Source organism: Agrococcus sp. GW821-FHT14H11, from assembly GCF_058803545.1.
The window spans coordinates 1-25,144 of sequence record NZ_JBXAPA010000003.1 but is presented as its reverse complement, the minus strand read 5'-3'; the positions used below and the strand labels follow the sequence as shown (position 1 = coordinate 25,144).

Here is a 25,144-nt window from a genome sequence, read left to right as displayed (position 1 = left end):
ACCATGGCGAACATCAAGTCGCAGATCAAGCGCATCCTCACCAACGAGAAGGCGACCCTCCGCAACCGCGCCGTCAAGAGCGAGCTCAAGACCGCTGTGCGCGAGGCCCGCAAGGCCATCGCCGCCGGCGACAAGGAGGCCGCGCAGGTCAAGGTCGCCGCGGCGAACCGCAAGCTCGACAAGGCGGTCTCGAAGGGCGTCATCCACCGCAACCAGGCCGCGAACCGCAAGTCGGCCATCGCGAAGCAGGTCGCGTCGCTCTGAGCTGAGCCGCACGCACGACGAAGGGGGTCCCGGACGGGGCCCCCTTCGTCGTGCGTGCCGGCGCCCGCGCCACCCACGCCGGCGCATCCCCCACCCGCCGAGTGGCGTCTCCGGCGATCGAGTGGCGCCCCGTGACATCGGGTGGCGCCCTCGGCGATCGAGTGGCGTCCCGCGTCGTCGAGTGGCGCCTCTGGAGAGCGAGTGGCGGCTCCGGCGATCGAGTGGCGCCTTGGAGCGCGCGGTGCAGCGGGCGCCACTCGATCGCGCACGGCGCCACTCGATCGCACACGGCGCCACTCGATCGCGCACGGCGCCACTCGATCGCGCACGACGCCACTCGACCGCCGGAGGCGCCAGTCGGATGCGCTGGAGGCGTCAGGCGGGGAAGGCGACCGCGCGCACGGGGGCGCCGTCGCCGGCGAGCCGCAGCGGGAAGAAGCCGACGCGCACGCGGTCGGGCACGAGCTCGAGGCCTCGCACGTTCTCGACGATGAGGCCATCGGCGCCGAGCACGGCCTCGTGGACCGGGAACGACGCATCCGCCTCCCCCGTCGGGTCGGGACTCAGGGTGTCGACGGCGAGCACGCGCATGCCCCGGCGCAGCAGCTCGGCCGCGGCCTCCGCCGCGAGCGACGGGTGCCGGAGGCGCCGCGCATCGCCGAACCACCGCGCCCAGCCGGTGTCGAGCAGCACGATCGGCGGGAGGCGCTCCGGCAGCGGCGCCGCGGCCTCCAGCCGCTGCAGGTCGATGCGCTCGCCGTCGCCGGCGCCCTGCACGCGCAGCACGATCGCGTCGCCGACGAGCTCGTCGAGCGCCACGTGCGCCATCGTCCGCCCGCCCGGCACGGTGTGGGAGGGCGCGTCGACGTGCGTGCCGGTGTGCGAGCCGAGCTCGAGCCGCGCCACGTCGACGCCGTCGGCTGCGAGCGTCAGGGCCGGCGCGATCCGCACCTCGGGATCGCCCGGGTAGACGGGCATGCCCTGCTCGATCGGGTGGCTGAGGTCGATCAGGCCGCTCGCCTGCGCGCGCGACGCCGGCGCGCCCGCCGGGTCAGCGCGCATCCGCCGTCTCGGCGAGGTGCGGCGCCGGCGCCCCGCCCTTCGAGCGCCCGGGCAGCGAGACGAAGAGGTAGAGCAGGAAGGTGACGGCGAAGGCCGGCACGGTCGCGCCGATCGGCAGCGGCCAGACGTACGCCCACACGTAGGCGAGGGTCGCGCCGACCGCCCAGCTGCCGATCGCGAGCCAGTTGACGCCGCCGCGGTACCAGTAGCGGCCGCCGCTCGGGCGGAGGATGTCGGCGTCGTAGGAGCGGCGCCGCAGCAGGTAGTAGTCGACGATCATGATCGCGAACACGGGCGCGAAGAGCGCGCTGATGAGCACGAGGAAGGTCGTGAACTGCTCGAGGAGCCCGAAGAACGTCGCGCCGATGATCGAGATGACGCCGAGCACGAGCGCGGTCGCGAGGAACGGGATGCGCCGGCCCGGGATCGCGTTCACGACCGACGTCACCATGCCGTAGACGACCATCGTGTTCGTCGCCATCACCGACAGGAAGATCGCGACGGCGAAGATCGCGCCGAACGGGTCGATCACGGTCACCGGGTCGAACGGCACGGCCTCGCCGCCGCTCAGCACGACGTAGCCGATCGCGGTGGCGCCGAGCGTCATCGCCGTCACCGTCGACAGCGTGTAGCCGATGCCCGAGCCGATCGCGCCGCCGCGCGTCGTGCGCGCGAAGCGGTTGAAGTCGGCCGAGAGCACCGTCCACGAGATGGCGGTCGCGAGCACGACGTCGAAGACCAGGCCGGGCGTGTAGAACGGCTCGGCCGTGCCGGGGATCGCGGCGAACTCTGCCGGCGAGAACGACGAGAAGGCGACGACGAAGACGTAGGCGGCGATCGCGAGGATGACGGCGGCGAACCACGGCTCGACGCGGGCGACGCCCGCGTGGCCGAAGATCGCGAGCACGACCACGATCGTCTGGCAGAGCACCGCGAAGATGACCGGGCTCGAGAAGCCGGTGACGGAGGCGACGATGTAGTCGAGCGAGATGCCGGCGAGCATCGCCTGCACCCAGCTCCACCCCATGAGGATCACGACGTTGGCGGCGAGCGGCAGCAGGCTGCCGCGGATGCCGAACGGCCCGCGGGTGAGCGCCATGGTCGGCAGGCCCGTGCGGGTGCCGATCGCGCCGACCAGCACGAGCACGGCGGCGCCGAGCACCGTGCCGCCCACGATGAGGCCGAGCACGAGGCCGTACGGCACGTCGGGGACGAACAGCGTGCCCGTGAGCAGCGTGGTCACGACGAGGTTGGCGGCGAGCCAGATCATGAGCATGCGCCCGGAGCCGTAGGTGCCGCGCACCGGCCCTGCGTCGTCGGCGTTCGCCTGCAGTCGGCGTTCGAGGCGGGAGTAGAGCGACATCGGTCTCCTTCAGCGGTGGGTCGGTGGGTCTCAGCCGAGCGGCGAGAGGTGCTCGTGCACGGCGACCAGGCGGTCGCCGTCGACGGCGAAGACGATCGACTCGCGCTCGCGGTACGACTCGCGGCCCTCGCCCGTCTCGACGGTCGTGTCGACGGTGTGGGTGAAGACCGCGGCGCCCGGCAGCGGCTGCACGAGGCGGTCGCTCGAGCTGCACGCGACCACGCGCCAGCCGCCGTCGACCCACTCCTGCCAGAGGCGCTCGTACGCGGCACGGTCGTCGAGCCTGGCCGGCTCGGTGTGGAAGACGAAGGATGCGTCGGCGGCGAAGGCGGCGAAGTAGCGCGGCCCGTCGGTGGCGGCGAACGCCTCGACGATGGCGTCGGCCGCCGCCTCGACCTCGGCGCGATCAGGCGTGCGCACGGGACGCTCCCTCGCGGGGCGCCATCGCGCTCAGCAGCTCGTAGACGACGTGGCTCGCGGCGACGGCCGTGAGCTGCGCGTGGTCGTAGGCGGGAGCGACCTCGACGACGTCGGCGCCGACGATCCGGAGGTCGGCGAGCGCCCGCAGCATGCGCAGCAGCTCGCGGCTCGTGAGCCCGCCCGCCTCGGGCGTGCCGGTCCCGGGCGCGTGCGCCGGGTCGAGCACGTCGATGTCGATCGAGATGTAGAGCGGCGCGTCGCCCACCCTGCCTCGGATCCGCTCGATCGCGGCCCCCGCGCCGTGCTCCTCGACGAACTCGCTCGTCACGACCGCGAAGCCGAGGCGCTCGTCGTCCTCGAGGTCGCCCTTGTCGTAGAGCGGCCCGCGGGTGCCGACGTGCATGCTCGCCGTCAGGTCGATGAGCCCCTCCTCGGAGGCGCGGCGGAACGGGGTGCCGTGCGTGACGGGCGCCCCGAAGTACGTGTCCCAGGTGTCGAGGTGCGCGTCGAAGTGCAGCACCGCGACGGGGCCGTGCTCGGCGTGCACCGCGCGCAGCAGCGGCAGCGCGATCGTGTGGTCGCCGCCGATGACGACGAGGCGGTCGGCGTGCCGGCGCAGCTCGCGCGCGCCGGCCTCGATCTCGGCGACCGCCGCGGCGATGTCGAAGGGGTTCGCGACGAGGTCGCCCGCGTCGGCGACCTGCTGCGAGGCGAAGGGGAACACGTCCTGCGCCGGGTTGTACGGCCGCAGCAGCCGCGACGCCTCGCGCACGTGCGCGGGGCCGAAGCGCGCGCCCGGGCGGTAGCTCACGCCGCTGTCGAACGGCACGCCCGCGACGGCGATGTCGGCGCGCCCCACCTCGTCGAGGCGCGGCAGGCGGGCGAAGGTCGCGATGCCTGCGAAGCGCGGCACTGCGCTCGCGTCGACCGGTCCGCGCGGGCTCTGGGCGGCGTTCGGAGAGGGTTGCATACTAGACAACTTTCGATACTCTGGGCGCAACGATTGACCACACGGTACGCCGGGGCCCCGACCGCGTCAAGCGGACGGCCGGCGAGGCAGGAGCAGCATGCGCGCGATCCACCCGTCGGCCGACGAGACCGCGCTCGCCATCGGCGCGAAGCTGCGGGCGGTCCGCACCTCGCAGGGCATGTCGCTCAGCCAGGTCGCGACGAGCACCGGCCTCTCGAAGGGCTTCCTCAGCCGGCTCGAGCGCGACGAGACCTCCCCGAGCGTCTCGACCCTCGTGCAGCTGTGCCAGGTGCTGTCGCTGCCCGTCGGCGCGCTCTTCGCCGAGCCCGACGTGCAGCTGATCTCCTACGCCGATGCGCCCAGGATCAACCTCGGCGGGTTCGGGGCGGACGAGCGGATGCTCTCCCCCCGCAGCCAGGAGCGCGTGCAGGTGCTGCGGTCGGAGCTCGAGCCCGACGCGCACGGCGGCAGCGAGCTCTACACGATCAGCTGCGACGTCGAGGTGCTCCACGTCGTCGAGGGCACGCTGTCGGTGCGCTTCGCCGACCGCACGGTCGTCGTGCGCGCGGGCGACGCACTCACGCTGCCCGGCCGCGAGCCGCACACGTGGCGCGTCGAGGAGGACCGCCCCGCGGTCGCGATCTGGGTGCTCGTGCCGGCGCCCTGGAGCGGATCCGCGTAGCGGCGCTCAGGCCGCCTGGCGGATCGCGAGCTGCCGCACGAGGCGCTCGACCGCGTGCTGCGGGTCGCGCTCGGCGCCCTTGACCGCGGCGTCGGCGTGCGCGATCGCCTCGATCGCGTCGCACAGCAGCGCGTCGGAGAGGCCGCGGAGGTCGCGGCGGGCGTTGCGCACCTGCCAGTCCTGCATGCCGAGCTGCCGCGCCGCCTGCCCGTCGCCGCCGCCGGCGCCCGAGACCTTCGCGAGCTGCCGGTAGCGCATGGCGAAGGCGGCGACGATCGGCACCGGGTCGGCGCCCGTGGCGATCGCCTGCCGCAGCGTGACGAGGGCGCGCGCGACATCGCCGGCGATCACGGCGTCGACCACGGCGAACGCCGTCGTCTCGACCCGGCCGGCGTAGTAGGTGCGCACGACCTGCTCGGTGACGGTGCCGTCGGTGTCCTGCGCCACCTGGCGCACGGCGTTCGCGAGCTCGGCGATGTCGGACGCGAACGCGTCGACGAGCGCGGCGATCGCCCCGGGCGTCGCGTCGCGCTCGAGCAGGCGCAGCTCTGCCCGCACGAACGGCACGAGCTCGTCGCGCTTCAGCGGCTGGCACACCACCTCGATCGCGCCCGGCGTGGAGCGGATGGCGTCGAGCATCTTCTTGCCGCGCACGGTCGAGCCGTCGTGGCGGATGACGAGGGTCGTGCCGTCGACGGGCGCGGCCAGGTAGCGCAGGGCGTCGGCGATGAACGCGTCGGTCGCCTTGACGCCGTTCTCGACGCGGATGAGGCGCGGCTCGTCGAACAGCGAGGGGCTCGCGATGAGCTCGAGCGCGCCGTCGCTGTACTGGCCGGCGTCGACGTCGTGCACCTCGAGCTCGGGATCCTCGAGCAGCAGCAGCGCGCGCAGCCGCTGCAGGGCGCGGCCCGCGAGGTACGACTCCCTGCCGAAGACCAGCACGACCGGCGCGGGAGAGATCTGCTCCCAGCCGATCTTCGGGATGCTCGCCGCCATGCCCTCAGCCTACGGCGGGGCGCCCACGCGCTCCGACCAGACGCGCACCTCGCCGGGCACCTCGCCGGCCTGCTCGTCGCCGACCGACAGCGCGACGGTGCCGAGCTCGTCGGTGCGGAGCACGACGCCGCCCGCGTTCCGCACGATCGCGAGCGCCGCATCCGTCGGGTGGCCGTACTCGTTCTCGCCCACCCCGACGAGCCCCACGGCGGCGCCCAGTCGGCGGTAGAGCGCCGGCAGCTGATCGGCAGAGCCGTGGTGCGCGACGACCACGACGGCGGCCGGCGGCACCCCAGCACGCAGCAGCCGCGACTGCGTCTCGGCGCCGAGGTCGCCCAGCACGACGAGCTCGAGGCCCTCGCCCGGCAGGTCGATGGCGACGGCGACGCTCGCGTCGTTGCCGGGCTCCAGCTCGCCCACCGGCCACAGCGCATCCACCCGTACCTCCCCCGCCTGCCAGGCGTCGCCGCGGCGCGCCTCCTGCGTCGCGGCGCCCGCCGCCGCGAGCTCGGCGACGAGCGGGGCGGCGCGATCGTCGACCGGCCCGTGCACGAGCAGCCCCACGCGGCCCACGAGCGCGGGCGCCCCGCCGGCGTGGTCGGCGTCGAAGTGCGTGAGCACGAGCAGGTCGATCCGCTGCACGCCGAGCATCCGAAGGCACCCGTCGATGCGCGCCGGCTCCTGGCCCGCGTCGACGAGCACGACCGCGCCGCCGTGCCGCACGACCGTGGCGCTCCCCTGCCCCACGTCGCACTGCGCGATGCGCCAGTCGGCGAGCGCGCCGAGCCGCACGGCGGGCCACGCCGCGGTCGAGCCGGCGACGAGCGCGACGACGAGCGCCGCCGCGATGCCGCGCCCGAGCCTGCCGCGCGCGTGCGCGGCGACGACGAGCGCGAGCATGGCGGATGCGGCGGCCACGCCCCAGGGCGCGGCCGGCCAGGGCGTCTGCGCGGCCGGGAGCTGCTGCGCGACCATCGCGACCTGCGCGATCCACGCCGCCGGCAGCCACGCGATCCACGCGAGCCCCGTCGCCACCGCCGGCGCGAGCGGTGCGGCGAGGCACGCGGCGAGGCCGACCACCGTGACGATCGGCGCCGCGGGGCCTGCGAGCAGGTTGGCGAGCATCGAGACGACGCTCACGCGCGCGTCGAGGCCGACGAGCACCGGCAGGCACCACAGCTGCGCCGCGGCGGGCACGGCGATGAGCGCGGCGAGCGGCATGGGCACGACGCGCGCGAGCCAGGCGGCGATCGGGCGGGCGTGCACGATGAGCCCGCAGGTGGCGAGCACCGAGAGCGCGAAGCCCGCGCTCGTCGCGAGGTGCGGCTGCGCGGCGAGCACCACGAGCACCGCGAGCGCCAGGAGCGCGATGGCGCCCGTGCGGCGTCCGGTGACGATGCCGACGAGCGCGATCGCCGCCATCGTGCCGGCCCGCACCACGGACGGCTCGGGCGTCACGAGCACGACGAACCCCGCGAGCGCAGCGCCCGCGACGGCGACCCGCACCGGGCGGCGCGCGCCGGCCGCAGCGGCGGCCTGGAACGCCGCACCCACGACGATGACGCAGTTGGCGCCCGAGACGGCGGTGAGGTGGCTGAGCCCCGCGTCGAGCATGGCGGTGCGCAGAACGGGGCCCACGCGCCGCTCGTCGCCGATCGCGAGCCCCGGCAGCAGCTCGCCGCCCATGCCGGGCAGCTGCGCCGAGGCGCCGAGCAGGCCGTCGCGCAGCGCTCCCGCCCACGACGCCCACGGCGGCGGCTCCGCGACCTCGAGCCGCTCGCACGTGATGAGCCAGCGGATGCCGTCGAGCCACGCCTCGCAGCCGCCGGTCGCGGTCGCGCCGATCCGCAGCGGCGCCTCGGTGCGCAGCAGCACGGCGCTGCGCACGATGCCGCCGCCGTCGCACCCGGTGGCGAGCACCTCGGCGGGCGCCGCCTCGCCGAGCACCAGCAGCGACAGGGCGTCGCACTCGTCGAGCGCGGCCGCGGCCGCCGCGTCGGCGCCGGCGAGCAGCGGCACCGCGAGCGCCGCCCCGACACCCGCGCTGCGGAGCGCCGCTGCGACGCGGCCGTCGGGACGGCGTGCGGATGCGCCGCGCGCGCCGAGCAGGCACGCGCCGGCCACGAGCGCGCAGATGACCGCCGCCGGGCCGACCGCCGCCGCGTGCGGGCTGAGCGCCGCCAGCACCGCCCACGCGATCGCGACCGGGAGCGCGAGCCGCAGGTCGCGCATCAGCCCGGGCTCGCGTTCACAGCGTCACGAGCGGCGTGAGGGTCGCGAGCAGCGCCGGCCCGATGCCCGGCACGTCGTCGAGCTGCGCGACGTCGGTGAAGGGGCCGTGCTCGTCGCGGTGCGCGACGATCGCGGTCGCGAGCGACGGCCCCACCCTCGGCAGGGTCTCCAGCGCCGACTGGTCGGCGCGGTTGAGCGAGACGAGCCCGCCCTCCTCCGGCGCGGCCGAGGCGAGCGCCGCCTGCTCCTCGGCGGTCGGCACCACCAGCTGCTCGCCGTCCACCACCGCTCGCGCGAGGTTGAGCGCGCCGGGCGCGGCCCCGTCGACCGTGCCGCCGGCGCGGGCGACGGCGTCGAGCACGCGGGCGCCCGCCGGCAGGCGGTAGACGCCGGGCTCCGCCACCGCGCCCTGCACGTCGACGACGAGCTCAGCGGATGCCGTCGCGACCGGCGCGGGCACGATCGCGGCCGGCTGCGCGTCGACGACCATCCGCTGCGCGACGCCGCCCGCGACGGCGCCGAGCACGAGCAGCACGGCGGCCCCTGCGCCCAGCCGCCAGCGCGCATCCGCGAGCCGCCCATCCCCACTGGCCATCCGGGCACGGTACGGCCGCGCCCCGCCGGCGAGTGCGGGCGGGGCGGGAGGCTGTGGACGAGGCGGGGTGGGTGGTCTCGACTCGCGCGGCTGCGCCGCGCGGCTCGACCAACGGAGGAAGCGCCGCGCGGCTCGACCAGCGGAGCAAGCGCCGCGCGGCTCGACCAGCGGAGGCGGGGTGGGTGGTCTCGACTCGCGCGGCTGCGCCGCGCGGCTCGACCAGCGGACCGCGCTGCTAGCCGATCACGAAGTTCACGAGGCGCGGGGCTCGCACGACGACGTGGCGCACCTCGGCGTCGCCGATCGAGCGCACGACGCCCGGCAGCTCGCGCGCAGTGCGCTCGAGGTCGGCGTCGGCGATGTCGGCGGGCACGTCGACGCGGTCGCGCACCTTGCCGTTCACCTGCACGACGGCGGTCACCGACTGCTCCACGAGCAGCGAGCGGTCGGCCTTGCGCCAGCCGGCGTTCGCGATCGACGGCTCGAAGCCGAGGTTCGCCCACATGTCCTCGGCCGTGTACGGCGCGAAGAGCGACAGGCCGAGCGCGATCGTCTCGACCGCCTCGCGCACCGCCGAGTCGGCGGCGCCGGGGCCGGAGTCGACCGCCTTGCGGGTGGCGTTCGTCAGCTCCATGAGGCGCGCGACGACGACGTTGAACTTCAGGCTCTCGATGAGGCCCGGCGCATCCGCGAGGAACCGGTGCGTCTCGCGCCGCAGCGCGCGGTCGCCCGGCTTCGGGTCGGTGCCGGCCCGCGCGAGCGGCTCCTTCGACAGTCGCCAGGCGCGCGCGAGGAACTTCTGCGCGCCGGTGGGGCTGACGTCCTTCCAGTCGATGTCGTCCTCGGGGGGACCGGCGAAGCTCATCGACAGGCGGATGGCGTCGACGCCGAACTGCTCGAGCTCCTCCGAGAGCGTGACGAGGTTGCCCTTCGACTTCGACATCTTCGCGCCGTCGAGGATCACCATGCCCTGGTTGAGCAGCGACTCGAACGGCTCGGTGAACGGCACGTGGCCGAGGTCGAACAGCACCTTCGTGATGAAGCGCGCGTACAGCAGGTGCAGGATGGCGTGCTCGACGCCGCCCACGTAGCGGTCGACGGGCGCCCAGCGCTCGACCTGCCGCGGGTCGAAGGCCTGGGTGTCGTCGTTCGGGCTCAGGAACCGCAGGTAGTACCAGGAGGAGTCGACGAACGTGTCCATCGTGTCGGGGTCGCGGCGCGCCGGGCTGCCGTCGATCGGCGACGGCACGTTCACCCAGTCGTCGGCGGCGCCGAGCGGGCTCGTGCCCTTCGGCGACAGGTCGAGGCCCGCCGAGTCGGGCAGCGTCACGGGCAGCTGCTCGAGCGGCACCGGCACCTCCTGCCCGTCGGCCGTGTGGACGATGGGGATGGGCGTGCCCCAGTAGCGCTGCCGGCTCACGAGCCAGTCGCGCAGCCGGAACGACTTCGCGGCGCGGCCGACGCCCTTCGCCTCGAGCAGCTGCACCATGCGGCCGATCGCGTGCTGCTTCGACATGCCGTCGAGCTCGCCCGAGTTGATCATGCGGCCGTCGCCGGTGAGCGCCTCGCCGGTGGTCTTCGGGTCGAGCGCGGGCAGGTCGTCGGGCAGCACGGCGTTGCCGTGCTCGTCGAGCGGGATCGCCGGCATGACGCCCGTGACCGGCGCGTTCGTGTCGACCACGACCTTGACGGGCAAGTCGAACACGCGGGCGAAGTCGAGGTCGCGCTGGTCGTGCGCGGGTACGGCCATCACGGCGCCGTGGCCGTAGTCGGCGAGCACGTAGTCGGCGGCCCACACGGGCAGCCGCTCCCCCGTGAGCGGGTGGATGGCGAAGCGCTGCAGGTCGACGCCCGTCTTCACGCGCTCGGTGCTCTGGCGGTCGATCTCGGTCATGCGGCCGACGTCGTCCAGGTAGGCCTGGAACCGCATCCGCACCTCCGCCGGGGCGCCCGCGACGAGCTCGGCGGCGAGGTCGGAGTCGGGGGCGACCACCATGAACGTGGCGCCGTAGAGGGTGTCGGGCCGGGTCGTGAAGACCGGCACGCGCGAGTGGTGGCCCTCGATCTCGAACTCGACCTCGGCGCCCTCGGAGCGGCCGATCCAGTTGCGCTGCATGCGCAGCACCTTCTCGGGCCAGCGGCCCTCGAGCTGGTTGAGGTCGTCGAGCAGCCGGTCGGCGTAGTCGGTGATCTTGAAGTACCACTGCGTGAGCTTCTTCTTCACGACCGGGGTGTCGCAGCGCTCGCAGCGGCCGTCGATGACCTGCTCGTTCGCGAGCACCGTCTGGTCCTTCGGGCACCAGTTGACGTTCGACGGCTTGCGGTACGCGAGGCCCGCCTTGTACAGCTCGAGGAACAGCCACTGGTTCCACTTGTAGTAGGCCGGGTCGGAGGTGTGCAGGATGCGGTCCCAGTCGAACGCCGTCGCGTACTGCCGCATCGAGCGCTTGTGCTGCTCGATGTTCGACTCGGTCCAGGCCTTGGGGTCGACGCCTCGCTTGATCGCCGCGTTCTCGGCCGGCAGGCCGAAGGAGTCCCAGCCGATCGGGTGCAGCACGTTGAAGCCCTGCTGGCGCCAGTAGCGCGCGAGCACGTCGCCGTAGGCGTACGACTCGGCATGGCCCATGTGCAGGTCGCCGGAGGGGTACGGGAACATGTCGAGCACGTACTTGCGCGGCCGGGCGTCGGTCTCGTCGTCGGTCGCGAAGGGGCGCAGGCGATCCCACACGGGCAGCCAACGCTGCTGGATGCGGGCGAAGTCGTAGGTCTCGTCGGTCACTGAAGGCTCCTGGGTGGCGTCGGCCGGTTGCGGCCGCACATCCTCCGAGTCTACGGCGACCCGTGCCGGGCACCTCGTGACACAATCGAGCGCGAGCGGGGCAGCGAGCCTCGGAGGGAGGTCGTCGGTGCCGGAGTTCGAGAACCCGCCCGCGACCGTCGACGTGCCCGGAGCGCGCGTCACCCGCATCGTCGCCGTCGACGCGCCGCGCAGCGCCGTCTGGCGCTGCCTCACCGAGCCCGAGCTGCTCGCCCGCTGGCTCGGCGACATCGCCGCCTTCCCCGACGGCGTCGTGGCCGGCGCGACCGGCCGCTTCGCGTGGTCGGGCGAGGTGGTGCTCGCCGCGCGCGTGCAGGAGCTCGACCCCGAGTCGCGCTTCGTCTTCGACTGGGCCGAGGGCATCCTCTCCGAGCGGGCGTCGACGGTCGAGATCACCCTGCGCGACGTCGACGGCTCGACGCAGGTGCACCTCGTCGAGCACGGCTTCCCGCTCGAGGGCGACGACGCGACGCGCCGCGAGGCGCTGCGCGCGCTCGCCGCCGGCTGGACGGTCGAGCTCGACGAGCTGGTCGACCTCGCCGAGTCGCTCCGCGCCGCCTGAGCCCGGCCCTGCCGCACGTGCGCAACCCAACGGTTGCGCTTCGGTGTCGCGAGGCGTAGCGTCACCTGCAACCGGACGATTGCAGGAGGAGCCATGCACGACGCACGCGGCCACGAGCCCGAGGCGCGCATCGACGAGGCGGGGATGCGCGTGATCCGCACGATCGAGGTACGCGCGCCGATCGACGTGGTCTGGGAGACCCTCACCGACCCGCGCGAGATCGCCGAGTGGTTCGGCCAGCGGGCCGACTTCCCCGACGGCACGGGCACCGGCGCGACCGGCTCCTTCGGCTGGCCGGCGCACGGCGACTTCCCGGGCGCGATCGAGCGCTGGGAGCGCCCGCACGCGTGGGCGTTCCGCTGGGGCACGCCGGGCGAGCCGATCCGGGAGGACAACAGCACGCTCGTCACCTTCACGCTCGAGCGGACCGCGGATGCGACGCGGGTGACGGTGGTCGAGACGGGCTTCGAGCTGCTCGGCGACGACGCAGCGGCCCGGCGGGCGATGGAGGACAACCGCGAGGGCTGGACGGAGGAGCTCGACGACTTCGTCGCCCTGCTGGCGCGCCGCTGGACGCCCGCGGTCGTCGACCGATTCGCCGGCACGATCACCCGCAGCCTCGACATCCCGGCGCCCAAGGAGCTCGTCTGGCGCCACCTCACCGACCCCGCGTCGATCGAGGCCTGGTGGGGGCATCCGGCCGACTTCCCCGGCGGGCTGCGGGAGGGAGTCACCGGCACGTTCGAGCACGAGGGGCGCCGGTGGCCGGTCGCGATCCGGCTGCTGCGCGCGCCGGACGCCTTCGCGTTCCGCTGGGGCGAGCTCGACGAGGCGGAGCCCGGCCCCGAGTCGTGCGACGTGCGGTTCGACCTCGACGAGACCGAGCACAGCGGCACGCGCGTCACCGTGGTGGAGTCGGGATGGATGCGCGTGCCCGCCGACGAGCGGGACGAGCGCATGGAGGGCAACAGGGTCGGCTGGGAGCTCGTGCTCGACGGCCTCCGCGCGCACGTGCTCGCGGCGGTCTCGTGAGCGCGCGCCCGACGGCCCCCGATGCGCCGACCCGGCAGCTCGCCGCGCTCGCCGACGACACGCGCTGGGCGATCCTGGAGCTGCTCGGCAGCCGCGCACGCTCGGCGAGCGAGCTCGCAGCCGAGCTGCCGGTGAGCCGCCAGGCGATCGCGAAGCATCTCGCGATCCTCGAGGCCGCGGGCCTCGTCGACTCGGTGCGCGAGGGCCGCTCGGTGCGGCACCGGGCGATCGGCGCGAGCCTGAGCGCGCTCGCCGACCGGCTCGAGGCGATCGGGCGGCAGTGGGAGTCGCGGCTCGACCGGCTCGCGCAGCGCGCCGAGGCGCGAGCGGGGGCCGGCGGGGACTGACCCGGGCGGCTCCCGCGCGGCTCAGGCGCCGAGCGGCACGAGCGACGCGAGCATCGCGGCGGCCTTCACGTGCAGCTCGTCGACCTCGAACGCCGCCTCCGACAGCGCCGTCACGCCGCCGCCGACGCCGATGTGGGCACCCGCCGCGTCGGCGACGACGCCCCGGATGGTCATCGCCAGCTGGCACGACTCCCCGGCGACCAGCCCGAAGCATCCGGCGTACACGCCCCGCGGCGCGCCCTCGAGCGCCTGCAGCAGCTCGACCGTGCGGCGCTTCGGCGCGCCCGTCATCGAGCCGGCGGGGAAGAGCGAGCGCACGGCGTCGAGCGGCCCGCGGCCCGGCAGCAGCCGGCCCTGCACCGTGGAGACCAGCTGGTGCACCGTCGGGTAGGTCTCGACGCCGAGCAGGCTCGTCACCTCGACGGTGCCCGGCACGCAGACGCGCTGCAGGTCGTTGCGGCACAGGTCGACGATCATGACGTTCTCGGCGCGCTCCTTCTCGCTCTCGAACAGCTCGGTCGCGAGCGCCGCGTCGTCGTCGGCGCCGCGGCGGCGCGTGCCCTTGATGGGCCGCGTGGTGGCGATGCCGTGCTCGACGCGGAGGAACGTCTCGGGGCTCGCGCTCGAGAGCGTCACCCCGGCGATGCGCAGCAGCCCGCCGTGGTGCACGGGGCTCGCGGCACGCAGCCGCGCGTGGGTCGCGACCATGTCGAGCGGCGGCGCCTCGATGGCGGTCGTGAGGCACAGCACGTACGAGTCGCCGTCGTGGATGTGCTCGCGGCAGCGCTCGACCTTCTCGGCGTAGCCTGCGTCGTCGTCGCGCCAGCGCAGCCGACGCGCGTCGACGTGCGCGATCGGCGGCAGCGCGACCGGCGGCGCGGGTGGCAGCGCCCAGGGCTCGCCGAGGCGCGACTGCAGCTGGGCCCGCCCTCCCTCGACCACCACCCACCGGTCGAGCAGCAGCCACGCCGCCTCCGGGAAGCGCCCCGCGGCGGGCTCGAGCCCGAGCATCCGCACCCCCGCCTCGTAGCCGAGCCAGCCCACCCAGGCGCCCGGCAGCGCGGCGCGGGCCGCCTCGAGCGCGGCCACCGCGTCGTCGGCCTCGAGCGGCGCGCCGTCGAGCGTCGCGGCGCCGTCGCGCACGACGAGCACGTGCTCGCCCGTGCCGAGCACATGGGCGCCCGACGAGGAGGAGTCGAGCCACACGACGTCGGCCGCCGCGGCCTCGAGGGCGGCGAACGCGGCCTCCGGGCTCGTCTCGACGGGAGCCGTCCACCGAGCGCCGAGGTGCGGCAGGAGAGCCGCAGAGGTCGCTGGCATAAGGTGCATCCTATGAGCGGGGACGGGGGCGTGCGCGCCTGGACGGGCACCCGCTTCTCCCCCGTCGACGAGCCGGTCGGCACCACCCTCGCCGCCGACTCGTGGCTGAGCGTCGACGGCGCGGTGCTCGCGTTCGAGCGGCACCGGGCGCGGTTCGCGGATGCCGTGGCCGACGCGGGCGGCAACCGGCACGACGCGCTCGCCGCGACCGACGCCGTCGCGCAGCTCGTGCCCGTCGGGCGCTGGTCGCCGCGCCTCGACCTGACCCCCGCCGGAATCCGCCTGCGCCTCCGCACGCCGCCGCCCGCGGGCGGCACGGTCGAGGTCGTCACCGCGTCGCGCGACCCGCGCACGCTGCCGCTGCGGAAGGGCCCCGACCTCGCCGCGCTCGGCGAGCTCCAGGCCGAGGAGCGGGCGCGCGTGGGCGCCGACGTCGAGCCCGTGCTCACGCACGAGGGGCTCGTCGCCGAGGGCACCTGGTCGGCGCTCGTGTGGTGGCGCGGCGACGCGCTCCACGTGCCGGATGCCGCGATCCCGCGGCTGCCGTCGGTCACCGCCGCGGTGCTCGCCGAGCTCGCCCGGGACGCGGGCGTCGCGCTGCGCGAGGAGCGGGCGCGACCCGAGGACCTCGCGGGCGCCGAGGTGTGGCTCACGAACGCGCTGCGCGGCATCCGCGTCGTGTCGGCATGGCACGGCGGCCCCGCGCTCGCCCCCGGCGACACCGGCCCGGGAAGCCGAGCGGCCGCCTGGCGGGCGCGCCTCGAGGCCGCGCGCACGATGCCGGCGGGCCGGCCGTGATCGACGACCTCATCGACGTCGCGCTCGAGACGATCGGCTCGATCGACCCGTGGCTGCGCACCCTCATCGCCGGGCTCGCGATCCTGCTCGAGACGAGCGTGCTGCTGGGGCTCGTGGTGCCCGGCGACACGATCGTCATCATCGCGGCGCTCGCCGTCGAGGAGTGGCCGTGGTGGCTCGCGCTCATCGGCGCGACCGTGGTCGGCGCGCTCTGCGGCGAGACCATCGGCTTCGCGATCGGCCGGTGGCTCGGGCCCTCGATCGACCGGTGGCTCGCCCGCCGCTGGCCGCGCGCCTCGGAGCGCTGGCGCCGCACCGAGCGCTACCTCTCCCGCCGCGGCGGCATCGCCATCTTCCTCTCGCGGTTCCTGCCGGTCGCGCACTCGCTTGTGCCGCTCATCGTCGGCGGCGCGGGCATGCCGTACCGGCGCTTCCTCGCGTGGACGCTCCCCGCGTGCGTGCTGTGGGCGAGCGCCTACGCCACCGCCGGCTGGCTCGCGGGCGGCACGTACCGAGAGCTCGCCGACGAGCTCCACGGCGCCGGCTTCGTGCTCGTCGGCGCGGTCGTCGCGTTCCTGCTGCTCGTGTGGCTCGTGAAGCACCTCGTCTCGCGGGGCGAGGCGCGCCACATGGAGGACTGAGCCTGCCCCGCGCTCACGCGGCGCGCACCGCGACCGTGCGATCGACGAGGTCGGCCGGCAGGGGCGCGTGGCTGATGGCGAGCACGATGCGGCCGTCGCCGCGGGCAGCTTGGAGGATGTCGCGGAGCATCGGCTCGGCGAGCTCGCGGTCGACGGATGCGGTGGGCTCGTCGAGCACGAGGACGCGCACGTCGGCGAGCAGCGCGCGGGCGAGCGCGATGCGCTGCGCCTGCCCGCCGGAGACGAGGCCGCCGCGCTCCCCCAGCTGCGTCGCGAGCCCGTCGCGCTCGCGCGCCCAGTCGGCGAGGCCGACCCGCTCGAGCACCGCCCACAGCTCGGCGTCGTCGGCGGTGTCGCGGGCGAAGCGCAGGTTCTGCTCGAGGTCCTCGTCGAAGATGTGCGGGCGCTGCTCGACCAGCAGCACCGAGCGACGCAGCGCGTCCGGGTCGATGCCCCGCACATCGCGCCCGCCGATGCGGTAGCCGCCGGTCGACTCGAGCAGCCGCACGAGCGCGAGCGCGAGGGTCGACTTGCCGGCGCCCGAGGGGCCGACGACCGCGACCGTCTCGCCCGGCTGCGCGACGAGGTCGACCGGCCGGAAGGCGGGTGCGCGCCCGGGCCACGCGGCCTGCAGGCCGGAGAGCTCGAGCGCGCCCGACGGCGGCACCGCGTCTCCGCCGTCGGCGGGCACGGCGGCCGCCGAGGCCTCATCGGGCAGTGCCTCGGCGACCCGCTCGGCGGCGGCGCGCGACTCGCGCCAGGCGATCACCGCCGGCGGCGCGGCGCCCCACACCTCGAAGACCGCGAGCCCGATGAGCGCCACGAGCGCGGCGAGCGGGCCCGAGAGGCCGCCCTCCGCGACCGCCGGGGCCGCGATGAGCACGGCGGCGAGCACGCTGCCGCCGGCGGCGAGCGCGATGAGCCCGGCTCCCGCCCCGGCGGCGAGCGCGTGCCGGCGGGCGCGGCGCACGAGCTCGGCGTCGAGCGCCTCGAGCGCGCGGCGCCGCTCGCGCTCCGCACCGTAGGCGCGCAGCAGGTCGAGGGCGCGCACGTGGTCGACGAGCGCCGCCTCGAGCCGCGACCGCAGCGGCCCGAGCGCCGCGTCGGCGCTGCCGGCGATGCGCGCGGTCACGAGCGCCGCGAGCCCTCCCGCGACGACCACGGCCACGAGCAGCGCCGCCCCGGCGGCGGGCAGGATCCATGCCACGGTCGCGATCGCGAGCCCGACCGCGATGCCGCTCGCCGTCAGCGGCCCGACGACGCGCAGCGGCCAGTCCTGCAGCCGGTCGACGTCGCCCACGAGCCGCGGCATGAGCTCGCTCGAGCGGCCGACCCCGACGGGCGCCACCGGCCGCAGCCGGTCGAAGGCCGCGCGCCGGGCCGAGCCGAGCATCCGGAACGCCGCCTCGTGCGAGACGAGCCGCTCGAGGTAGCGACCGGCGGCGCGCCCGATGGCGAAGGCGCGCACGCCCACGATCGCCATCTGCAGGTGCAGGATCGGCGGCTGGGACGACGCGGCGGCGAGCAGCCAGCCGGCGGTGGCCATGAGCGCGATCGCGAGCGTCGCGGTGAGCGCCGCCGCCGCGATGCCGCCGGCCATGCGCCGCCGCTGGCCGAGGGTCCTGAGCACCTCGCGGCCGGTCACGCCGCCACCTCCGCGCCCAGTCGCACGACCCGGTCGGCGGCCGCGATCACCGCGGGCCGGTGGCTCGCGACGAGCACGATCGCCCCGTCGTCGGCCGCCGCGCGCAGCCCCTCGAGCACCCGCAGCTCGCTGTCGGCGTCGAGCGCGCTCGTGGGCTCGTCGGCGAGCAGCACCGCGGCGCCGGTCGCGACGCGGTGGAGCGCCCGCGCGAGCACCACGCGCTGCGCCTGGCCGCCCGAGAGCCCCAGCGAGCCGCCGGTCGCCGGCTCGAGCCGGGCCTGCAGGTCGACGGCGATGCCGGCGCGGGCGAGCGCGGCCTCGACGGCGCGGTCGACTTCGGCGGCACTGTCGGATCCGGCGGCGCTGCCGGATGCGTCGGGCCGGCCGAGCGCGACGTTGTCGCGCACCGTGCCGGTCACCACGGCGTCCCAGGCGCCCTGCGGCGCCCAGGCCAGCGCCGACGCATCCGGCACCGCGCCGTCGAGGCCGACCCGGCCGCGCGCCGGGGCGAGGCCGAGCAGCCCCGCGAAGGCGCTCGACTTGCCCGCGCCCGACGCCCCGGCGAGCACCACGAGCTCGCCGGGCATCGCGCGCAGCGACACCGGCGGCAGCCAGCGCTCCCCGCGGCGCACCTCGAGCGACTCGACGACGAGGCCGGGCCCCGCGGCGGGCGCCGGCCGCACGGTGCTCGCCGGCGCCTCGATGAGGTCGAGCACCGCGCGGGACGCCTCGAGGCCCTCGGTCGACGCGTGGTACGCGGCCCCGACCTGCCGGACCGGCAGGAACGCATCCGGCACCAGGATGAGCACGCTGAAGGCGAGCCCGAGCGCGATGTCGCCCTCGACGAGTCGGATGCCGACCGAGACGGCGACGAGCGCCACCGAGAGCGCACCGGCGAGCTCGAGCACCATCGACGACACGAACGAGACGCGCAGCACCGCCATCGTGCGCTCGCGGTGCTGGTCGCTCAGCGCGTCGACGCGCGCGGCCGCGCGCCGGTCGCGGCCGAACAGCCGCAGCGTCGCGAGCCCCTCGAGGGTGTCGAGCCACGAGCGGGCGAGCTTGGCGGTGGACGCCCACTGCTCGCGCTGCAGCCGCTCGGTCGCGAGGCCGATGAGCACCATGAAGACGGGGATGAGCGGCAGGCACAGCAGCACCGCGATGCCGCTGAAGGGGTCTTGCAGCCACAGCGCCGCGACCACGATCGGCGTCGCGACGACCGTGCGCACGAGCTGCGGCAGGAACTGGCCGAACCAGCCGTCGAGCGCCGCGAGCCCCCGGCCGAGCGCCGTCGCGGTGTCGGCGGCCCCGGCGGGGCTGCCGTGCTCGCCGATGCGCGCGAGCGCCGCGGTGCGCAGCTGCGACTGCACTCGCGCGGCGGCTGCCGGCGCCAGCGAGCCCGACAGCCACGCGGTCGCGGCCCGCACGAGTACGGCGACCGCCGCGAGCGCGACGTCGGGCACGACCGACGCCGGCGGCGCTCCCTGCACGACGGCGCCGATCGCGTGCCCCGCGAACCACGCGAACGCGACGATCGCGCCCGTCTGCACGAGCGCGACGACCCCCTCCCGCAGCAGGTGAGCTCGCGCGCCGGGGGCGTGCCGCAACAGGCGCGGATCGAGCGGGGCGCGGCTGGCGCGCGCGGGCGGCTGCGGCCGGTGGGCCCTCGGCACGTCGGCGATCGGGAGGCTCGGCTCGGTCAGTGCGCTGCCGCTTCGACGGCCGCGACGGTGACGCGCCGGCGGAAGACCCAGTAGGTCCACGCCTGGTAGGCCAGCACGAGCGGCAGGCAGATGAGCGCCGCCCACGTCATCACCTCGAGCGTGTAGGGGCTCGAGGAGGCGTTCGCGACGGTGAGCCCGACGAAGTCGGCGGTCGGGTTCGACGCCGGCATGACGAACGGCCCGCCCGCGCGAGTCAGCAGCGAGCCGAAGAGCGCGAGCACGGCGAAGGCGACGGTCGCGGCGGTGAGGGCGAACGCGCGCCCGTCGCGGCCCACGCCGTTCATGAGCCAGGCGCCCACGAGCGCCACCGCGGCGAGCGCCGAGAGCACGACGACGAGCGGCGTGGGGTTCTGGGCGACCGTCCACGCGAGGAACACGACGGCGACGACGCCGGTGCCGAGCAGCGCCCGGCCGGCGAGCGCGTGCGCGCGCTGCTTGAGGTCGCCGTCGGTCTTGAGCGCGAGGAACACGGCGCCGTGCGCCAGGAAGAGCCCGAGCGTCGTGATGCCGCCGAGCAGCGCGTAGGGGCTCAGCAGCGACAGCAGGCCGCCGGTCATGAGCGCTCCGCCCTGGTGCGGCTCCATCGGCAGGCCCTGGGCGAGGCTCGCGAACGCGACGCCCCACAGCAGCGCCGGGATGGCGGAGCCGACGACGATGCAGAGGTCCCAGCCCGCGCGCCAGCGGGCCGAGTCGCGCTGATGCCGGAACTCGAAGGACACCGCGCGCACGATGAGGCCGAGCAGGAGCACGAGGAGCGCGAGGAAGAACCCCGAGAACATCGTCGCGTACCACTCGGGGAACGCGGCGAACAGGCTCGCGCCGGCCACGATCAGCCAGGTCTCGTTGAGGTCCCACACCGGCCCGATGGCGTTGATGATGCGGCGCCGGTCGGTCTCGGAGCGCCCGAGCACGGGCAGGCTCATGCCGACGCCGAAGTCGAAGCCGTCGAGCACGAAGTACATGACGAACATGAACCCGATGAGCAGGAACCAGATGAGCGAGAGGTCCATCGCCGCCTCCTAGTAGACCGTCACCGGCTGCGCGGGCCTGCCGGTCTCGTCGAGCTCGGGGGCGTCGGCCGGGCCGCGCTGAGCCGCGCGCTGCATGAGGCGGAACTCGATGACGCCGAGGATGCCGTAGATGAGGGTGAACGCGATGAGCGAGGTGAGCACCTCGGCGCCGGTGACGCCCGGGCTCACGCCGTCCTCGGTGCGCATCTGCGAGAAGACGAGCCACGGCTGCCGGCCCATCTCGGTGAAGATCCACCCGACGGTCATGCCCAGCAGCGGCAGCGGCAGGCTCCAGATCGCGACCGTCCACACCCAGCGCGGCAGGTCGACGCGGCCCTTGCGCGTGAGCCACAGGCCCACGAGCGCGATGCCGAACGAGAGGAAGCCGAGGCCCATCATCCAGCGGAACGACCAGTACGTGACCCAGATGATGGGCGTGTAGTCGGCCTCGCCCCAGAGGGCGGTGTACTCGGCCTGCAGATCGTTGATGCCCTCGACGGTGCCGAGCGGGTCGTGTGTCGACAGCAGCGCGAGCAGGTAGGGCACGCGCACCGAGAAGATCTCGTGCTCGCCGTCGGGCGTGCCGAGGCTGAAGAGGGAGAAGGATGCGTCGTAGCCCGAGGCCGTGTCGTAGAGGGCCTCGGCAGCGGCCATCTTCATCGGCTGCGCGGCGACCATCGCGAGCGACACCATGTCGCCGGTGATGAAGGTGAGCATGCCGCCGCCGACGACGCTCCAGAGGCCGACGCGCAGCGACCGGTGCATCATCCCGGTGTGCTGGCCGCGCTTGAGGTGCCAGGCCGAGACGCCGACCATCACCGCGCCCGCCACCATCACGGAGGCGAACATCGTGTGCGGGAACGACGCGAGCGCGACGGGGTTGGTGAGCACCGCGCCGATGTCGGTCAGCTCGGCGCGCTGCCGGTCCTCGTTGATCACGAACCCGACGGGGTTCTGCATGAAGGCGTTCGCCGCGAGGATGAAGTAGGCGCTCGCCATCGTGCCCAGCGCCGTCATGTAGATCGTGAGCAGGTGCACCTTGGGCGAGAGCCGGTTCCAGCCGAAGATCCACAGGCCGATGAACGTCGCCTCGAAGAAGAAGGCGATGAGCCCCTCGAAGGCGAGCGGGGCGCCGAAGACGTCGCCGATGAACCGCGAGTAGTCGGACCAGTTCATGCCGAACTGGAACTCCTGCACGATGCCCGTCGCGACGCCGATCGCGAAGTTGATGAGGAAGAGCTTCCCGAAGAAGTGCGTCAGCCGCAGGTGCTCGACGTTGCCGGTGCGCACCCACGCGGTCTGGAAGCCCGCCGTGAGCCAGACCATGCCCAGGGTGATGGGCACGAACAGGAAGTGGTAGACCGTCGTCAGCCCGAACTGCCACTGGGACAGGACGAGCGGATCGAGCTCCTGCGCGAGGGGAACGATGGGCATGGGCCGCCTTTCGACACCCTCCATTCAACGCCGGTCGCCCATCGATCGGCAAAGACACGCCGAGCGCTGTCTGATACCTCCCGGGTCCCCGAGGGAGGGGTCGCTCAGGCCTCGCCGAAGGCGGCCGTGAGGTGCCGGAGCGCGCACTCGCGGCCGAGCTCGAGGTAGCGCGCATCGCCGTCGGCGTCGTGCAGGAACGCGTACGTCACGAGCGCGTCGAGCCCGCCGATCGCCTTCTCCAGGTCGATGCGGCCCGCGTCGTCGAGCTCGATCCCCCAGCGCTCCCGCACGTGGGCCTCGACGACCGCGGCGAACTGCGGCGCGACCGGCTCGCGGTGCTGCGGGCCGAGGTCGAGGCCCTCGCCCGCGCGCAGCGAGCGGAACGACGGCAGCTCGCGGAAGATCTCGATCATCGTGTCGAAGAGCGCCTCCGCGGCCTCCTGCCAGGTCTCGTGCGGCATCGCCAGCACCCGCCCGACGGCGTGCCGCATCCGCTCGTGGTTGCGCTCCGCGAGTGCGACGAGCACCGCGACGCGGTCGGGGAAGTAGCGGTAGACGGTGCCGATCGACGCGCCGGCGCGCTCGGCGACCAGCGCGGTCGTCAGGTGCTCGATGCCGTGCTCGACGACGACCGCCGCCGCGGCGTCGAGCAGCGCCTCGACGCGCTGCGCCGCCCTGGCCTGCACCGGCTCGTGGCGGACGGTGACCGACGGGACTGACGGCCCGTCGTCGCTGCGATCGTTCATGGGCACATCATCTCGCATGGCGGCGCCGCGAGGTGAGACCCTTTCATCCATGTGCGGCCGCTACGTCCTCGCCACCCCCACGCCCGACCTCGTGGCGCTCTTCGAGATCGACGAGTCGGGCGCCGACCTGCCCGAGCCGAGCTGGAACATCCCGCCGACCACGCAGGTGCCGATCGTCGTCGAGCCTCGGCCGCGCGACGACGCGCCGCCCGCGCGACGGCTCGAGTCGGCCCGCTGGGGGCTCGTGCCCGCGTGGGCCGACGACGTCTCGGTCGGCCAGCGCGCGTTCAACGCCCGCAGCGAGACCGCGGCCTCGAAGCCGATGTTCCGGGATGCGGTGCGCGAGCGGCGCGCGCTGGTGCCGGCCGACGGGTGGTACGAGTGGCGGCGCGCCGGCGACGAGAAGACGCCGTTCTACATCCACGGCGACGCGCCCATCGCGTTCGCCGGCCTGTACGCGTGGTGGAAGCAGCCCGACGGCACGTGGCTCCTCTCGACCAGCATCCTCACCACGGCGTCGGCCGGGCAGCTCGCCGGCATCCACGAGCGCATGCCGCTCGTGGTCTCGCCCGAGCTGCGCGACGCGTGGCTCGACCCGACCGAGGACGGCGAGGCCGCCCTCGAGGCGGTCGTCGCCGAGGCGCCGGACGTCGTCGCCTCGCTCGCGCTGCACCCGGTCGACCGACGGGTGGGCAGCGTGCGCGAGCAGGGGCCCGACCTCATCGCGCCCGCTCCCACCGAGTAGGGTCGAGTCGCATCCACGGCTCGGGAGGTCACGCATGGAGGAGCTCGATCCGCTCGCGCGCATCCCTGAACCGATCAAGCACACCGCGGCGCGCGTCGAGGACTGGCTGCACGAGCAGCGCGAGGCCATCGCGCTGCGCGCCGGCCGGCTGCCCGCGATCGTCGCCTACCCCGGGTACGGCGGCGACGGCTGGGTGCGCGTGCTCGCGCGCGTGCTGCTCGTGGAGCCCGGCGGCGAGCGCGGCGCGCAGTACGAGGACGTGCGCGGCTGGCGCTCGTTCACGTCGCTCTCCCTGAACGACGTCGACGTGACGATCGAGGGCGGGGGCGTGCGGCACGTGGTGACCGCCGACCGCGGCGGCGTGCTCGACGCCATCGTGCCCATCCGCCTCGATCCCGGCTGGCAGGAGGTGACGGTGTCGGTGCCCGGCTCTGCGCCCGTCGTCGCGCCGGTCTTCGTCGTCGATCCCGCCACGCGCTTCGGCATCGTCAGCGACATCGACGACACGGTGATGGTGACGTCGCTCCCCCGGCCGCTGCTCGCCGCCTGGAACGCCTTCGTGCTCGACGAGCACGGGCGCACGCCGGTCCCCGGGATGGCGGTGCTCTACGAGCGCATCGCGCAGCAGCATCCCGGCAGCCCGTTCATCTACCTCTCGACCGGCGCCTGGAACGCGGCGCCCGCGCTCACGCGCTTCCTCTCGCGCAACCTCTACCCCGCGGGCAGCCTGCTGCTGACCGACTGGGGGCCCACGCACGACCGCTTCTTCCGCTCCGGCAAGGAGCACAAGCGCGCGCAGCTGCGGCGGCTCGCGCGCGAGTTCCCGCACATGCAGTGGCTGCTCGTCGGCGACGACGGCCAGCACGACGAGGAGCTCTACGGCGAGTTCGCGAACGCCCACCCGCAGAACGTGCGCGCCGTGGCGATCCGAGCCCTGTCGACACAGGAGGCGGTGCTGGCCGGTGGCCGCAAGCACGCCGAGACGCGGTCGATGCACCCGTGGGTGTGGTCGTCGAACGGCGGCGGCCTGGCGAAGGAGCTCGGCGCCATCCCCGAGCTCGCGGTGCTGTGACGCCGTGAGGCTGCAGATCTCGGGCACCCACGACGGGCCGCGTGCCATCGCGGTCGCGGCCATCCGCGACGCCGCGGGGCGGCTGCTCGTCACGAGCGCGGGCGTCGACGGACGCACCTACGCCCGGCCGCCCGGCGGCGGCATCGACCTCGGCGAGCGGGCGGCGGATGCGGTGGTGCGGGAGCTGCGCGAGGAGCTCGGCCTCGAGGCGGTCGAGCCGCGGCTGCTCGGCGTGCTCGAGAGCCCCCTGCGGCTGCCGCAGGGCCTGCGCCACGAGATCGTGTTCGTCTTCGAGGTGCACGTCGATGCGGAGGCGATCCTGCCGTGCACGACCGACGCCGGCCATCCGGTGTGGTGGCTGACCGCCGAGCACCGCGCCGACCCCGACCTCACGCTCGTGCCCGAGGGGCTCGCCGAGCTGCTCGGCCTCGATTGACCGAGCGCCTGCCTAGCGGGCGAGCACCTCGCCCGCGTGCCCCGAGGCGCGCACCCAGCCGCCGGCCTCGGTGACCCGCACCGGCGCGTCGCCGAGGAAGCGCATCGCCACGAGCGCCGCCGCCTGCCCGGCGGTCAGCCCGCTCGGGTCGACCGCGCGCGCCCAGACCGCGCGCTCCGCGCGGCGCCGCACCGCCTCGCCGGGCGAGCGCGGCAGCGCGGCCTCGACGG

The 25,144-nt window shown here is 74.9% G+C and carries 25 protein-coding genes; 10 read left to right on the top strand and 15 right to left on the bottom strand.

What is annotated here, in order from left to right:
- Positions 1 to 3: 3 nt before the first annotated feature.
- Entirely contained in the window at positions 4 to 264 is a 261-nt protein-coding gene (gene rpsT, locus AC1RNL_RS04040; RefSeq protein ID WP_128188623.1) for a 30S ribosomal protein S20, read from the top strand.
- A gap of 375 nt (positions 265 to 639) precedes the next feature.
- On the opposite strand, the gene AC1RNL_RS04035 is transcribed toward rpsT, so the two are convergent.
- The 4 genes from AC1RNL_RS04035 to speB are packed head-to-tail and all read right to left on the bottom strand — an operon-like array spanning position 640 to position 4,079.
- The gene (locus AC1RNL_RS04035) at positions 640 to 1,326 is read right to left on the bottom strand and encodes a cyclase family protein (protein ID WP_492934519.1); all 687 of its coding nucleotides are present in this window, start codon (positions 1,324 to 1,326) and stop codon (positions 640 to 642) included.
- Entirely contained in the window at positions 1,316 to 2,689 is a 1,374-nt protein-coding gene (locus AC1RNL_RS04030; RefSeq protein WP_492934518.1) for a purine-cytosine permease family protein, read from the bottom strand. Before AC1RNL_RS04030 ends, AC1RNL_RS04035 begins: the two co-directional genes overlap by 11 nt.
- Positions 2,690 to 2,719: 30 nt before the next feature.
- Entirely contained in the window at positions 2,720 to 3,109 is a 390-nt protein-coding gene (locus AC1RNL_RS04025) for a nuclear transport factor 2 family protein (protein ID WP_128189608.1), read from the bottom strand.
- Positions 3,096 to 4,079 (bottom strand): agmatinase, encoded by a 984-nt coding sequence (speB, locus tag AC1RNL_RS04020; RefSeq protein WP_128189609.1) that lies wholly within the window; start codon positions 4,077 to 4,079, stop codon positions 3,096 to 3,098. The genes AC1RNL_RS04025 and speB overlap by 14 nt, the downstream gene beginning before the upstream one ends.
- Positions 4,080 to 4,176: 97 nt before the next feature.
- Here speB and AC1RNL_RS04015 point away from each other — a divergent pair, with 97 nt between their 5' ends.
- The gene (locus AC1RNL_RS04015; RefSeq protein WP_310124820.1) at positions 4,177 to 4,761 is read left to right on the top strand and encodes a helix-turn-helix domain-containing protein; all 585 of its coding nucleotides are present in this window, start codon (positions 4,177 to 4,179) and stop codon (positions 4,759 to 4,761) included.
- Between the two features lie 6 nt (positions 4,762 to 4,767).
- On the opposite strand, the gene holA is transcribed toward AC1RNL_RS04015, so the two are convergent.
- The 4 genes from holA to leuS form a co-directional block, all read right to left on the bottom strand.
- A complete protein-coding gene (gene holA / locus AC1RNL_RS04010) occupies positions 4,768 to 5,757 on the bottom strand; it encodes a DNA polymerase III subunit delta (protein ID WP_492934517.1) in 990 nt (329 codons plus the stop codon).
- A 9-nt stretch (positions 5,758 to 5,766) separates the two neighbouring features.
- Positions 5,767 to 7,989 carry a ComEC/Rec2 family competence protein gene (locus AC1RNL_RS04005; RefSeq protein ID WP_492934516.1) on the bottom strand — a complete coding sequence of 741 codons (2,223 nt, stop codon included), beginning with the start codon at positions 7,987 to 7,989 and terminating at the stop codon, positions 5,767 to 5,769.
- A gap of 16 nt (positions 7,990 to 8,005) precedes the next feature.
- Entirely contained in the window at positions 8,006 to 8,584 is a 579-nt protein-coding gene (locus AC1RNL_RS04000) for a ComEA family DNA-binding protein (RefSeq protein WP_146356385.1), read from the bottom strand.
- A 235-nt stretch (positions 8,585 to 8,819) separates the two neighbouring features.
- Positions 8,820 to 11,402, bottom strand: coding sequence for a leucine--tRNA ligase (leuS, locus tag AC1RNL_RS03995; protein WP_492934515.1), 2,583 nt, complete (start codon positions 11,400 to 11,402; stop codon positions 8,820 to 8,822).
- A gap of 88 nt (positions 11,403 to 11,490) precedes the next feature.
- Here leuS and AC1RNL_RS03990 point away from each other — a divergent pair, with 88 nt between their 5' ends.
- The 3 genes from AC1RNL_RS03990 to AC1RNL_RS03980 all read left to right on the top strand — a co-directional run bounded on the left by AC1RNL_RS03990 (position 11,491) and on the right by AC1RNL_RS03980 (position 13,343).
- Positions 11,491 to 11,964, top strand: a complete 474-nt coding sequence (locus AC1RNL_RS03990; protein ID WP_128189615.1) for an SRPBCC domain-containing protein — start codon at positions 11,491 to 11,493, stop codon at positions 11,962 to 11,964.
- A gap of 93 nt (positions 11,965 to 12,057) precedes the next feature.
- Positions 12,058 to 12,996 (top strand): SRPBCC domain-containing protein, encoded by a 939-nt coding sequence (locus AC1RNL_RS03985; protein WP_492934514.1) that lies wholly within the window; start codon positions 12,058 to 12,060, stop codon positions 12,994 to 12,996.
- The gene (locus tag AC1RNL_RS03980; RefSeq protein ID WP_240671340.1) at positions 12,993 to 13,343 is read left to right on the top strand and encodes a metalloregulator ArsR/SmtB family transcription factor; all 351 of its coding nucleotides are present in this window, start codon (positions 12,993 to 12,995) and stop codon (positions 13,341 to 13,343) included. The genes AC1RNL_RS03985 and AC1RNL_RS03980 overlap by 4 nt, the downstream gene beginning before the upstream one ends.
- A gap of 21 nt (positions 13,344 to 13,364) precedes the next feature.
- Here AC1RNL_RS03980 and AC1RNL_RS03975 read toward each other — a convergent pair whose 3' ends face one another.
- The gene (locus AC1RNL_RS03975; RefSeq protein WP_492934513.1) at positions 13,365 to 14,663 is read right to left on the bottom strand and encodes an anthranilate synthase component I family protein; all 1,299 of its coding nucleotides are present in this window, start codon (positions 14,661 to 14,663) and stop codon (positions 13,365 to 13,367) included.
- 12 nt (positions 14,664 to 14,675) lie between these two features.
- On the opposite strand from AC1RNL_RS03975, the gene AC1RNL_RS03970 reads away from it, so the two are divergent.
- Both AC1RNL_RS03970 and AC1RNL_RS03965 read left to right on the top strand, forming a co-directional pair.
- The gene (locus tag AC1RNL_RS03970; RefSeq protein ID WP_492934512.1) at positions 14,676 to 15,461 is read left to right on the top strand and encodes an aminotransferase class IV; all 786 of its coding nucleotides are present in this window, start codon (positions 14,676 to 14,678) and stop codon (positions 15,459 to 15,461) included.
- The gene (locus AC1RNL_RS03965) at positions 15,458 to 16,102 is read left to right on the top strand and encodes a DedA family protein (RefSeq protein WP_310124796.1); all 645 of its coding nucleotides are present in this window, start codon (positions 15,458 to 15,460) and stop codon (positions 16,100 to 16,102) included. Before AC1RNL_RS03970 ends, AC1RNL_RS03965 begins: the two co-directional genes overlap by 4 nt.
- Positions 16,103 to 16,115: 13 nt before the next feature.
- Here AC1RNL_RS03965 and cydC read toward each other — a convergent pair whose 3' ends face one another.
- From cydC to AC1RNL_RS03940, 5 genes are all read right to left on the bottom strand, one after another.
- The gene (cydC, locus tag AC1RNL_RS03960; protein ID WP_492934511.1) at positions 16,116 to 17,747 is read right to left on the bottom strand and encodes a thiol reductant ABC exporter subunit CydC; all 1,632 of its coding nucleotides are present in this window, start codon (positions 17,745 to 17,747) and stop codon (positions 16,116 to 16,118) included.
- Positions 17,744 to 19,354: a thiol reductant ABC exporter subunit CydD gene (cydD, locus tag AC1RNL_RS03955; protein WP_492934510.1), complete on the bottom strand. Its 1,611-nt coding sequence runs from the start codon at positions 19,352 to 19,354 to the stop codon at positions 17,744 to 17,746. The genes cydC and cydD overlap by 4 nt, the downstream gene beginning before the upstream one ends.
- A gap of 92 nt (positions 19,355 to 19,446) precedes the next feature.
- A complete protein-coding gene (cydB, locus tag AC1RNL_RS03950) occupies positions 19,447 to 20,481 on the bottom strand; it encodes a cytochrome d ubiquinol oxidase subunit II (protein WP_128189621.1) in 1,035 nt (344 codons plus the stop codon).
- A 9-nt stretch (positions 20,482 to 20,490) separates the two neighbouring features.
- On the bottom strand, positions 20,491 to 21,915 hold the full coding sequence (locus tag AC1RNL_RS03945) for a cytochrome ubiquinol oxidase subunit I (protein ID WP_128189622.1): 1,425 nt from the start codon (positions 21,913 to 21,915) through the stop codon (positions 20,491 to 20,493).
- A gap of 104 nt (positions 21,916 to 22,019) precedes the next feature.
- Positions 22,020 to 22,661, bottom strand: a complete 642-nt coding sequence (locus AC1RNL_RS03940) for a TetR/AcrR family transcriptional regulator (protein ID WP_192575870.1) — start codon at positions 22,659 to 22,661, stop codon at positions 22,020 to 22,022.
- 49 nt (positions 22,662 to 22,710) lie between these two features.
- Here AC1RNL_RS03940 and AC1RNL_RS03935 point away from each other — a divergent pair, with 49 nt between their 5' ends.
- From AC1RNL_RS03935 to AC1RNL_RS03925, 3 genes are read left to right on the top strand one after another with little or no spacing between them, the layout of a single operon-like run.
- Positions 22,711 to 23,406: an SOS response-associated peptidase gene (locus AC1RNL_RS03935; RefSeq protein ID WP_400530592.1), complete on the top strand. Its 696-nt coding sequence runs from the start codon at positions 22,711 to 22,713 to the stop codon at positions 23,404 to 23,406.
- Positions 23,407 to 23,440: 34 nt separating this feature from the next.
- On the top strand, positions 23,441 to 24,478 hold the full coding sequence (locus AC1RNL_RS03930; protein WP_128189625.1) for an App1 family protein phosphatidate phosphatase: 1,038 nt from the start codon (positions 23,441 to 23,443) through the stop codon (positions 24,476 to 24,478).
- Positions 24,479 to 24,482: 4 nt separating this feature from the next.
- Entirely contained in the window at positions 24,483 to 24,914 is a 432-nt protein-coding gene (locus AC1RNL_RS03925) for an NUDIX domain-containing protein (RefSeq protein ID WP_246991352.1), read from the top strand.
- A 12-nt stretch (positions 24,915 to 24,926) separates the two neighbouring features.
- Here the strand turns inward: AC1RNL_RS03925 and AC1RNL_RS03920 are convergent.
- Positions 24,927 to 25,144 (bottom strand): DUF8185 domain-containing protein (locus tag AC1RNL_RS03920; RefSeq protein WP_492934509.1); only part of this gene is annotated, 218 nt, incomplete at its 5' end.